9 protein-coding genes and 2 tRNA genes are annotated in these 11,606 nt (G+C 65.2%); 5 read left to right on the forward strand and 6 right to left on the reverse strand.

The window, feature by feature from the left end; genetic code table 11:
- Window position 1 precedes the first annotated feature (1 nt).
- The 3 genes from ACFYTS_RS11380 to ACFYTS_RS11390 form a co-directional block, all read right to left on the reverse strand.
- A complete protein-coding gene (locus tag ACFYTS_RS11380) occupies window positions 2–1,882 on the reverse strand; it encodes a hypothetical protein (protein ID WP_387303115.1) in 1,881 nt (626 codons plus the stop codon).
- Complete coding sequence (locus ACFYTS_RS11385; protein ID WP_387303117.1) at window positions 1,861–2,910, reverse strand: DUF2235 domain-containing protein; 1,050 nt, start codon at window positions 2,908–2,910, stop codon at window positions 1,861–1,863. The genes ACFYTS_RS11380 and ACFYTS_RS11385 overlap by 22 nt, the downstream gene beginning before the upstream one ends.
- Window positions 2,911–3,568: 658 nt before the next feature.
- Window positions 3,569–3,979 (reverse strand): hypothetical protein, encoded by a 411-nt coding sequence (locus ACFYTS_RS11390; protein ID WP_357276349.1) that lies wholly within the window; start codon window positions 3,977–3,979, stop codon window positions 3,569–3,571.
- 259 nt (window positions 3,980–4,238) lie between these two features.
- On the opposite strand from ACFYTS_RS11390, the gene ACFYTS_RS11395 reads away from it, so the two are divergent.
- The 3 genes from ACFYTS_RS11395 (at window position 4,239) to ACFYTS_RS11405 (ending at window position 8,447) form a co-directional block, all read left to right on the forward strand.
- A complete protein-coding gene (locus ACFYTS_RS11395; RefSeq protein ID WP_357276346.1) occupies window positions 4,239–4,904 on the forward strand; it encodes a DUF6891 domain-containing protein in 666 nt (221 codons plus the stop codon).
- A gap of 657 nt (window positions 4,905–5,561) precedes the next feature.
- Window positions 5,562–5,948, forward strand: a complete 387-nt coding sequence (locus ACFYTS_RS11400) for a hypothetical protein (RefSeq protein WP_387303119.1) — start codon at window positions 5,562–5,564, stop codon at window positions 5,946–5,948.
- A gap of 6 nt (window positions 5,949–5,954) precedes the next feature.
- Window positions 5,955–8,447: an ATP-binding protein gene (locus ACFYTS_RS11405; protein ID WP_387303122.1), complete on the forward strand. Its 2,493-nt coding sequence runs from the start codon at window positions 5,955–5,957 to the stop codon at window positions 8,445–8,447.
- Between the two features lie 868 nt (window positions 8,448–9,315).
- On the opposite strand, the gene ACFYTS_RS11410 is transcribed toward ACFYTS_RS11405, so the two are convergent.
- The 3 genes from ACFYTS_RS11410 to ACFYTS_RS11420 all read right to left on the reverse strand — a co-directional run bounded on the left by ACFYTS_RS11410 (window position 9,316) and on the right by ACFYTS_RS11420 (window position 10,781).
- Window positions 9,316–9,400 (reverse strand) — tRNA-Leu (locus ACFYTS_RS11410).
- A 94-nt stretch (window positions 9,401–9,494) separates the two neighbouring features.
- A complete protein-coding gene (locus ACFYTS_RS11415; RefSeq protein ID WP_357276344.1) occupies window positions 9,495–9,803 on the reverse strand; it encodes a hypothetical protein in 309 nt (102 codons plus the stop codon).
- Between the two features lie 150 nt (window positions 9,804–9,953).
- Window positions 9,954–10,781: a tetratricopeptide repeat protein gene (locus tag ACFYTS_RS11420; RefSeq protein ID WP_387303125.1), complete on the reverse strand. Its 828-nt coding sequence runs from the start codon at window positions 10,779–10,781 to the stop codon at window positions 9,954–9,956.
- Between the two features lie 274 nt (window positions 10,782–11,055).
- Here ACFYTS_RS11420 and mihF point away from each other — a divergent pair, with 274 nt between their 5' ends.
- Window positions 11,056–11,370, forward strand: coding sequence for an integration host factor, actinobacterial type (mihF, locus tag ACFYTS_RS11425; protein ID WP_357081650.1), 315 nt, complete (start codon window positions 11,056–11,058; stop codon window positions 11,368–11,370).
- Between the two features lie 139 nt (window positions 11,371–11,509).
- Window positions 11,510–11,594: transfer RNA gene (locus tag ACFYTS_RS11430), tRNA-Leu, on the forward strand.
- Window positions 11,595–11,606 lie beyond the last annotated feature (12 nt).

Here is an 11,606-nt window from a genome sequence, read left to right on the forward strand (position 1 = left end):
CCTACTCCCCGGTGTCGGAATGGATCGTGGCGAAGCCGAGACGGTGGATCGCGTGCTCGGCCGTGAAGGCGCTCAACGGGTCCGCGGCCTCCAGGTCCTCGAACCATTGGGTCATTTCGGCGAGCCGCTGCTTACCGGCTTCATGGAACTGTCTGGCGCTGTCGTCGGTCGCCACCGCCGGATCGCTCAGGGGCAGTGGCTTCGCGATGATGTATTCGACGCTGCCGTCCGCCCGGACGACCAGGGCGGTGCCCGCGCGGATCGCCGGGGGCTTGTACTGCTTCGGGTCCTCGAGGTCGGTGCGCCGCTGCAGCAGCTGGATGGCCAGTTCCGGGCGCGGCAGCCGATCGCCCGCCTGCCGGTAGGACACGTGGATGCCGTCGCAGCTGATCGGCAGCTTCGGATCGAGCCCGATTTGCAGGGCGTTGACGCGGGCCCAGGCGGTGATGCCGATGGCGACCTCCCGGAAGACCGTACTCGTCGTCGGGAGCTCCAGGGCGCGGGGACTGCCATTGCCGTCGGGGACCGGCGGTGTGCGCAAATCGCCTGCGGCGCCGACCGGATCGAGATCCCGCGAGGCCGACAGGATCACCTTGGACAGGTCGACCGCGTGCTTGCCCCGGCTCAGGTTCAGGCCGGTATCGGGCTGATGCCAGACCAGCGCCTCATCGGTCAAGGAGGTGACGCTGGTCGGCCAGATGCCGCGCCGGCGCAGCGCCTCCACCAGGGTGGCGCGCAGATGCCGGCGGTCCTCGGGGTAGAGGCCGCGGTCGGCGGTGACGATCGCGCGCACCACATCACCGAAGCGGACATCCACCACCGGCAGATAGTCGAAGGCGCGCACCACCATTCCGAGCAAGCGGTCCGCGGTCTTGACCGCCTCGTCGGCGATGCGGGACACCAGATCCGGGTGCAGGTGGCCGGGGGGCAGCACGCCGGTGCCGCCGGTCGCGATACGCATCAGGTCCGCGATGGCGCTCTGATAGGAGTCGAGGTACGCGTCGAAGACCGCGGCCACGAAGCACGCGCCCAGTTCGTGCGGCTCCTGCGCGGCCAGAAACTGATTCGGGGTGCGGTCCGGGCTGCGGATCGCCGAGCGCAGAGCCGCGCCGCGGCCGGTGGATTCGCCGAATTCGCGTGCCAGGTCCAGGAGTCCGCCGCTCTTTCCCAGCTCGCCTGAGGTCTTCGTGATCGCGTCGACCACGACGTCGCGGTGGGTGAAATGCTGGAACAGCGCCATCAGATCGGCGACGGCCTCGTGCCAGGCGAAGACGTCCCGGTGCGTGGATTCGCTGTAGAGGCGGCGGATTCGGTGCACGATCGCATGGGTCACCTCGTGGGCGACGATATCGCTCGACAGGCAGGTGAAGATGATCTGGCTGGGCAGATTCGCGCCCGGATTCTCGGCGTCGGCCCGGTAGTAGCCGAACAGGACCGCGCGGCGCTTCGGATCGAAGTAGGCGTTCTGGCCCTCGAAGGCGTGCGGAACCAGGCGCAGAACCTGCTCACGATGCCAGCGGAAACGGCGGCCCATAAAACGTTCGAAGCGTTCCAGGACGCTCATCGCGACGGCGTAGACGACCTGCTGGTGGGCGCGGGGATCGCTCTCGGTCGGGCGAATTCCGTCCTGCGCCAGCAGATACGGGTCGTCGAGGTCGATCGGGGCGTACCACTTCTCGCGGCTGGCGTCGTAGTCGACGACCTGCACGAGTCCGCCGTCCGGGCCGGGACCCTTGAACTTCTCGAACGGGATGTCGAGGGTGAGGAAGCGTCCGGTCAGGCGCGTCGACATGGGGTCGAAGGCGAAGGTCCGCAGCCGGCGGCGGGCGGGCGGGCAGATGCCGCCCATGCTGTAGGCGACTACAGGTGTGGTTTGGTCCATTGCTCGTCCTCCCACCGGACCGCTCGCGGGATTCGCTTGCCGTAGTTCGTATCCGTCTGGCACCGGGTCCGCACGCTCGCGTGCAGCAGGGCATCCGCGGGGATGCGGCGGTGCCGGTAGGTGAGCAGCGCCCAGATCCAGCCCATCCGGTGCACCCGGCCGCTCGCGTGGTTCTCGGTCAGGGCGCAGACATCGCGGTAGGCCCTGGGCTTCACGTTCAGTCCGGCCTCGATCGCGCCGTCGACTATCCATTTCAGTGCGACTTCGGCCAGGCGCGGATCGTCCTCGAAGGTGCCGCCGACATCGGAATGGACACCGGCGAACCACGCCTCGGTGAGTACGGGCCGCTCGCCCTTCGGGACGACCAGGTATTGCTCGTACGGGCGTCGCTTCTCGTCGATGGAAACGGCGTGCCGGACGCGTTCGACATTCGGGATCTGACGGGTGAACGGCCATTTCAGATTCCAGCGGAACAACCCGGCCGCCTTCACCGTGTCCCAGACCCCCAGATACTCGATGGGAATCGAGAATTCACCCTCCGGGGTCTTCGAACAGAACGCGCGGGCATAGCGGCGCAGTTCCGGCCAATCCGTCGTCTTGCGGGTGTAGGCGCTGACGACATATTGGACGAGATTCTCGCTGCCCGGCCGCAGCAGCCCGGGCTCGTGCAGCAGCCCCGCCAGGGCCCGCGCGGTGTAGGCGCCGCGGCTGAAACCGAAGACGAACACCCGGTCGCCCGGCCGCCAATGTTCGATCAGATAGGTATAGGCCTCCGCGAGATTGGAGCGCAGACCGCTGCCCACCGCCAGCCCGAGCATGCGCGACACCCAGCGCGCCGGCGGCGACCACGCGCCCCGGGCGCTGAAGGTGCCGACCCCCGGATCGTAGAACGCGATCTGTTCGGTGGAATCGATCAGATCGAGCATCTCGAAAAGGCGGACGACATTGGTGCTGCCGGTGGCCCGGAGTTGATTGCCGGTCCCGTCGAGACAGATGACGATGTTCTTCGCCGCTGATCCTGTAAACACCCATCGAGTGTCGCGCCGGACAATCGCCAGGTATCGAGTAGTGCTGTACTCGAATTTCGGTAAACGGAGGCGTCGACTACCGAATTCTGGTACCCCAGGTCAGCGATTTCTTACCGGCTGGACAAATCCTGCGCCGACATCGGCTTCGATCGTACGCTTGCCTAATTTCCCGGCGTCCGGGATCAGGCGCCCGAAAGCGACGAGGCCGCTCCGTTCTCGATCGCGAGTTCCATTGCAAGCCAACCGGTTTCGCTGCGCCCGCAACACCACCACCCCACCCGCCTGACCGCCCGCCCCCGGCCGAGAAAGCCGCTGCGCCGCAGCGGCTTTCCTCGTGGCCGCGACGTCGGCATCACTCGCGGAGAAGTTGGACGAATTTCTCGCGCGAGTGCATCGCGCGGTCGGCGAACCCACGATCGAGTTGCCCGCCATGCGCTACACCGGTGCCGCCGCCGGGGCGGCGGCACCACATGCGCGCTCGTGCGTGAGGCGTGCACTGCCCGAACGCCGACGATGTCCAGCAAATCGGGTGCTTCTTCGAGCGCGGCGGGCCGGGCTCGGCGCGCTCGACCAGGTCGATGGTCTCGGCAGGTCTGAAACCCGAACGCCGCTACGCGCGTACCGGTTCCCGTCTTTCCTCAGTAGAGGCTGTGCGCTATCACCAGGCCATGTTCGCGTAGCTGACGAGCATGTCCTGGCTCTCGCGCGAGAGCTTCCAGGTTTCGCCGACGTTCTTCCAGGTCACCGAGAACGGGAAGGCATAGGATCCCAGCCGGCTGTTCAGCGTGGCCGACAGGACGTCGCCGTCGACCGAGACCGGCCCCGACACGTCCCAGCTGTACCCCGGAATCCGCTGAATCACCTGAGCCACGTTGACGATCTGGCTCGCATCGCCGGACTCCAGCTCGGCGGCGGACCCGTTCAGCGCCGCCTGCAGTTTGCCCTGCAGCTCACCCGTAGACGGCGTGGCCGGCGTGGCCACCGCGGCCGGGGCGGTCGCGACGACGGCGACGGCCGGCGCCAACAAGCTGGCGGACAGCATCGAGGCGACGACGAACTTGCGAATCATGAGCAGATCTCCTTCAGGCTAGGTTAGGCTAACCATAACCTAGGCGGAGGGTGCTGTGTCCAGCCCTTCGTGGCGGTGCGGGAGTGAAGGGGCTGGTCGAAATCCTCGACCATGCAAGCGGCTTCACCGGGCGGGCGCAGTTCGCAGGCGATGCCGACACCGGACAGTCCGACGCCCATGGGTGAGACGGATCGACGGAGGCTAGCATCGCCAGCGCGGGTGATTCGCACGGTTTCGCTCGTCGTCTGGAGGTTACGCCGTGAGCGCGTTGTCGAACCCGAACACGTTGCCGCCCTATGCCACACTGCCCGATCTGCCTCTCGATGCGGCCGATCGCGAAGAGCTGGCCCGGCAGATCTGGGATCAGCTGATCACCGGCCGAGGCGACGCCGACGATTTCGTGGACAGCTACGGCGAGGACTACGACCTCACCGACGAGCAGCTCGAGGCGGCTTTCGCCGCGCTCCGTGCCGCGCGGCTGCTCCAGCAGGCGGAGATCGGCGCGTACACCTCTCGCACGATCGCCGCGTTCGAGGAGCTCAATGCCAACGGCGTGGTCGCGCGAGCGGACTTCTCCTGCTGCGGCACCTGCGCGTCCGGCGAGATCTGGGACGAACGCGACGACAGCCGGCACTGGAAGGGCTACGTCTACTTCCATCAGCAGGACACCGGCCGTCTCGTCGAGGACGGCGCGACGTACATCGGCTACGGCGCGTTCCCGCCCGAGGACTTCGACGAGGCCGCCTACGACGCGCTCAGCGATGACGCGAAGGCAGACCTCTACACGGCCGATGTGACCCGGCTGCTCGACGACGTGGTGTTTCCGATCTTCCGGCGCCACGGCATCGCGCCGGAATGGGACCGCGACCTGGGCACGAGGGTGCTGCTCGAGAACGCCGACTGGTACGCCCCGATCGAGGCGTAGCGCCCGGTCGATGCGGGATTCGGCCGTCGCCGACCGGATATGGTCGAAACACCATCTCGCCGACCACCACGGTCTTGGTCGGGGTGACAACATCGAACGGCTGACTTCTCGTGGCCGGCAAGCGATCCGGTGACAGCGTCGGCGGCTGCGGCAGGCGTTCACCATGTACGACACGCTGATCGGGATCATGGTGGTCTTCGCCGCCGTGACAGCGGCCGCGCTGCTGTTCGACGCGATGTCGCCCAATATCGGTGGACGCCTCGGGTTTCGCCGGTGTGGTCGCCGTCCGCCGGACTTGCGGGACCCGGCCGCTGGTCCGCCTGTTCGGTTGCCCTTCGGCGACCTGCGCGATCGCCGCCCGGATCGACGACACCGCCTCGATCGCTACCACCCTGCCACGACTCACTCCCGGGACCATCGCCTCGCACCGCGACGACCACGGTCTGCTGAGCGCCCACGGGGCCGCGATCCTCCACCCAACCCAACCGAAATCACCAGCGTGGTCGCCTTCCAACCCTCAACGGCCGAATTCGCTTCGTATGTGCCGGGGATCCGATGCTCAGCACTAGACTTGGTGGTACAGCACTCGACCGAGCTCGGTCGGGCACAAGCGGATAGCTTGTGCACATTGCTGCAGCCGGGTGGGAGGATCTCGCAATGGTGGAACCGGTCACCATAGGCATCGCTGCCGCCGCGTTGTTGGCTTCGAAGTTCGGTGAACGCTTCGCTACAGATGCGGGCGAGAGTGCCTGGACCTCGATCAAGAACCTCAAGGAACTAATTGCCGCGAAGTTCAAGGGCGACAATGAAACTGAAACCGCGGTAGCTGCTTTGACGAACGGTCCAAATGAGGATGCACAGGCCACTGTTGTGGCTCGAATCAGCGAGGCGGCGCGAGTGGACTCTGTCTTCAGACACGAACTCGAGCGTCTATTGACCCTCGCCCGGCAGGACCCGGCGACGGACAGGTTCGTAGCTCAGGCGTTCGATAATGCAAAACAGGTCAATTTCCGTGGTGACAACCTCGGACAGATCAACCTCTGACCTGTCGTGTCCCAGTTTCAGCCAGGCGCGGAAGGTAGTTCACGACAGGCGAACATCGCAGGGAACAACTACGGACCGATCTACCTGCAGCAGGCACCTTCACCGCCGCAATCCGTTATTACCGATACCTTGCCACGGGATGTTCCCACGCTTGTCGACCGCAAGGAGGTGCTGCTTCAAATCCTCTCAGCTGTAGAGCTGGGACGATCACCGGCTGTATACACGGTTGATGGCATGCCGGGTGTCGGTAAGACGGCGCTTGTCACCCATGCCGCGCATCAGATAGCTCACCGATTCCCAGACGGGCGGTTCTTCGTTGAGTTAAGCACTCATACCCCGGGACAGAAGCCCGCGAGCCCGATCGCGGTGTTGGCCAGCCTACTTAACAATCTCGGATTGGATCCGAGCAGGATCCCAGACAGCTTCGAAGATCGGCGCGATATGTGGCGTGATCGATCGGTTGGCAAGCGACTCTTATTGGTCATGGATGATGCCAAGGATGTTGCTCAGGTTGAGCCTCTGCTACCCACCGGACGTGAATGCCTCACACTGATCACCAGCCGCCGACGCCTGATCGCGCTCGACGGTGCGATTCCAATTTCTTTGGCGCCACTAGAATCTGACGCCGCTGCAAGATTGTTCTGCAAGTTGGCGCGGCGCCCCGCGGCTGCCAGCGAGCTGGCAGCCGCGCATGAAATTGCATGGCGCTGTGGGTATTTGCCTCTGGCGATTGTACTGCTGGCCGGGCGCCTAGCCCATCACCCAGCTTGGACGATCGGGGCGATCGCATCAGAGTTTGCGACCACACAGAATCGTCTAGGGGAACTCGATACGGGAGAGCGGGCTGTCTACGTCGCGTTCAAGATGTCGTATCAGAACTTGTCGCCCGATAGACAGCGCTTGTTCAGGCGGTTAAGTCTGAATCCGGGCCTGGACATTGATGCTTATGCCGCAGCGGCCCTTGACGATCTCCCGGTGGACGTTGCGCGGCAGGAACTGGAGGCGCTCTACACCGATCATCTGATCGAGGAGACGACACCAGGTCGGTATCGGCTACACGACCTGCTGCTCGAATACGCAGGCGCCTTGACATCCGCCGAGCCGGTGGACGACACTCAGCAAGCCGTACAACGCCTTCTGGACTACTACCAGCGCACCGCCGCGGCGGCGGAGGAACACCTGGCTCGCAGGATTGGACCTACAGCAAAGTCCATCGCCCCGCCGCTCGAGGTTCTCCGTGATGCGGGTCGAGATTTCGCGAACTCAGCCCAGGCAGTGACTTGGATGCGCACTGAGCGTGCGAACTTGCTGGCCTGCCTAGAGCACGTCGCCGCGCGGGAGCCCATGAGAGTGATAGCGCTGACCAGATCACTGGCGCGGTTATTGGATCGCGACGGGCCGTGGCCGCTGGCCGTAGACCTGCATTCGCGTGCTGTTTTCACGGCCCGAGATATCGCCGACCAGCCCGGTGAGGCCGAAGCTCTTGCCAACCTTGGCATTGTGCATCGCAGGACCGGGGACTATGTGAAAGCTACCGACCTGATGCAGCAGGCGCTGACCATCTACCGGGAGCTCGGCGACCGAAACGGTGAAGCCAAGCTCCTCGACAACCTTGGCATTGTGCACCGCCGAATCGGAGGTCGTGCGAGGGCTGCCGAACTCTATCAACAGGCGTTGGCCATTTACCGGGAGCTCGGCGACCGCCGCGGTGAGGCCGGCGCGCTCACCTACCTCGGAATCCTTCGCTGGAGTAGCGGGGACCATGCCCAGGCCGCCGACCTACACCAGCAGGCATTAGTCATCTTCCGAGAACTCGGCGATCGGCGTGGCGTGGCCGGTGCCATCGCCAGCCTGGGTGCCGCACGGTGGACCAGCGGTGATTGCCCCGAGGTCGCAGATCTACACCTGCAAGCCCTGACGATTTTCCGAGAACTCGGCGACCGCCGCGGTGAAGCTCACGCCCTGACAAACCTCGGATTCGTACGCTGCTGGCACGCGGGCGACTACGCCGGGGCCACAGACTTGCACCAGCAAGCCTTAGAGATTGATCGTGAGCTGGGCGACCGCCGTGGAGAAGCCATCGTCCTGACAAACCTCGGCGGCGTGTACACAAGAACCGGCGACTACGCTGGGGCTATCAATCTGCATCAGCAGGCATTGGCCATCTACCACGAGCTCGGCGACCGCAGCGGTGAAGCGATCGTCCTCACAAACCTCGGCACGGCACACACGAAAACCGGGGCCTATGCCATAGCCGCAAAGCATTACGGGCTGGCACTTGCTGTCCATCGAGAGCTCGCCGAGCGAAACGGCGAAGAAACAGTGCTCAATGAGATCAGGCAAGCGCTGCTCGACGCTGGCGATCTTCGGAATACACTGTTCACTCACCTCCAACAGAACCAAGTGGAGGTCACTATTCGACACGGATCCGACCTACCACCGGCCCACCTTGGCGCGCCATACTTGGCCATTTTGGAACCCTACCCACCCCCACAATGAAGTGATCGGGAGATCCGGACGGAGCCATGTTGAGGTTCGCGCTTCCGCGACCACCCGTCTGCCGAACCATCATTTCTGTGGCGCCGCAGCCGATACCGCGCACGCACCCGCACCTGTCGAGGCTATTGCCCTGCGACTGCGGCGAATTGGTGATGCGAGCGGCCTGTACGGGACTGCTGGACAGGCCGACCATCCCGAACCGGGTCGCCACGTGCGTTGACGGGAACAGGCCACCGGACTCCCGGTACTACGGCACACCAGGGGGGCATGCTGGTGATCAGGCTTGTGGCTCGGCGCGAGTGGGGGCGCAGTGATCAGCGTTCTGGTTACTGGAGTTGGCGTCTTGGGAACGGTATTGGGTGCCCCTTTGACGGCATACACATCGGAGCCAGGACGGAGACTCGTCGACACGCCGCAGTCGAGCGGCAGCAGAATCGTCAGGATGTTATCCAGCGCGACAACCAAATACGGGAACTTCAGATCGAACACCTGCGGTGGCGGAGGGGCATCGCCAGATCTCCTACAGGCGACAACCACTCGTAAGTCCGAACCGGTCGCAAGAGCTGATGAAGTCGAAATGGCTGACCAAGCCGTCCTCGCTGCACAGCGAGAATTCCTTGGCAAAGCGCGAGTCGCGCTGGACGAGATCACCAGTCAGCTCTGACCACGCGCAACGCTGTTGTACTGCAAGGACTTCGCCGGGTTAGGTGGATGTTCGACTCGCGTGAGCGGTCGCAGACAGTCGGGATCTGGACCGCTTAATCAGCTCATGTTGCGTCAGAGAAGAACTCCGAGACTGACCGCTAAACACGGAACAGGGGTTGCCGTGGACAGAACTTCTCCACGGCAACCCCTGTCCGAATCCCTGTGTCCGGAGGGGGACTTGAACCCCCACGCCCTAATACGGGCACTAGCACCTCAAGCTAGCGCGTCTGCCATTCCGCCACCCGGACTCGGTGGTGCGGGACAAGATTAGCGGAGGGGTTGGCGGAAACGGAAATCGGGGCTGGGCCAGGCGAAATGGGGTGCGTGGGGGAGGGATTGGGGCTAGTGGAGGATGCCGAGGAGGTTGGCGTTCTTGATGGGGGTGTCCTTGTTGGCCTGGATCTGGCAGAGGCTCTGGACTGCCGCCATGGAGAGGTCGACCTGGGTGCCAGAGGGTTCGTTCTGGGTGCTGCCCTGCTGCTTGATGAACTTGGTGATGGTGATGCGCTGGGTGTCGACGTTCTGGATCAGGTAGTCGCTGCACTTGGTGTCGCCACCCTGGTTGAGCGCCTTCTCGACATCCGAGCAACCCGAGAGCAGGGTTACGGCCAGTGCGGCGGCCGCCACGGCCGTCCATCGCGCGGTGTTCATCATGCGTTCCTCGTGGGTCGTGCGCGGGGCCGAGGCGGCCGCGCGATCGACCGCCACTGTAGATGGGCGCGACCGCCCCGCAATCGGGGGCGGACCCGGAGATTCAACTCCGGGTCGCGTGAATCGCGTCACAGCACGTGTCGGAGGTCGTCAGCGGGACTCGGTGGCGCCGGCCGTGCGCCAGACCTGCGCCTCACCGGGGCTGGCGCGGCGACCGAGCAACTCGGCCAGGCCCGCCATCGCACGCGTGTCGCCGTGGGTGGCGGCCATGCGCCACCAATGTTCGGCCGCGGGATAGTCGCCGCGCCGGTAGCGGAACACGCCCAGGTCATAGGCCGCGCCCACGTGCCCGAATTCGGCTGCCTGCGCCCATAGTTGGCAGGCCTGCTCCTCATCGCCGCGGCTCTGCATCGCGACACCCAGCTCGTAGAGCGCGTTCTGGTAGCGGCCGGCCTCCGCGGGCAGGTCGGGACGCGGCGGATTCCTGGCAGTGGTGAGCTCGACGACGAGTTCTCCGAAATCGGGCGGTCCGACGCCGGTCGAGCAGTGCAGGACGGTCACGGTTCGTTCGCGGGTGATGAGCATCCCGTAATTGCCGACCCAGGAGACGGTCGCGCCGGTGTCGTCGACCCAGACGGGGGTCACGGTGATCGCGGCGTCGGTGCCGGTGGGGCACACCTCGAGGTCGATCCCGCCGTCCATCGCGTCGCTCCAGACGTCACCCCCCCTGATCTGGCGGCCGCCCAGCAACACATTCCCCCGGTCCACGGCCAGCCCGATGCCGAGGCTGCGCACCCCTGCCCGCGCGACGGCCGTGCGCAGGGTCAGCCGGATGGTGGCGGGGGAGTCCCCGAGAGTCTCCGAGTGCAGCGGGTAGACCTGTGCTCCGTTCCAGGTCACGGGGTCCGCGCTGGCATATCGATCGGCCAGGGACGGCACGGTCGTGGCCGGTTCGGCGTACGGATACGACCCCTGCATCTGCCCCGCCCTTCGCCGGTGCCCGGTGATGTTCGCGCCCACCGTAGTACCGATGCCCAGCGTGGGGTCGGGTATTTGCCAGCTACGTCTGCCAGCAAACTTCTGGTCAGTCGACCGGTGTCGTGGGAGGCTCGAGACGGGCCTCCCGTGTCGAAATTTCGCCGGTCGGTCGACGTGTCGGCCACGTCCACGCGGTGTGTCGTACTTGCGGAGGGCCCACTGTCCTGTTGAATCGTCGGCGAAATACCAGCGAACGAGTGAAAGGTAAGGACATATGGCTCTGCCCACCATGACCCCCGAACAACGCTCCGAGGCGCTGGCGAAGGCCGCGGCGGTTCGTAAGGCCCGCTCGGAACTCATCGCGCAGGTCAAGAAGGGGTCTGTCAGTCTCGCCGAGGTGCTCAAGCGCGCCGACGCGGAGGACTTGGTCAAGAAGACGAAGGTGGCGGCTGTCATCAAGGCGCTGCCGGGTATCGGCCCCGTCAAGGCGGCCAAGCTCATGGACGAGGCCGAGATCCCCGCCGACCGCCGCATCGGCGGCCTGGGCTCCCGGCAGCGCGCCGCGCTGCTGGAGGCGCTGAAGGCTTGAGATCGGGGGGTGGCCTGCCGGGCCGGCATCCGGCCCGGCGGCAACCACTCCCACCGCCTCCGCTCGCTCGGCAAACACGCACTACATCGACCGATTTGGTCCGCGCGGCCCGATCCGATAACCTTGCTGAGCACCACCGGTCCGGGTGGCGGAATGGCAGACGCGCTAGCTTGAGGTGCTAGTGCCCGTATTAGGGCGTGGGGGTTCAAGTCCCCCTCCGGACACAATGACGAAGA

The sequence above is a fragment of the Nocardia sp. NPDC004151 genome, from assembly GCF_042874235.1.
Taxonomy (GTDB): Bacteria; Actinomycetota; Actinomycetes; order Mycobacteriales; family Mycobacteriaceae; genus Nocardia.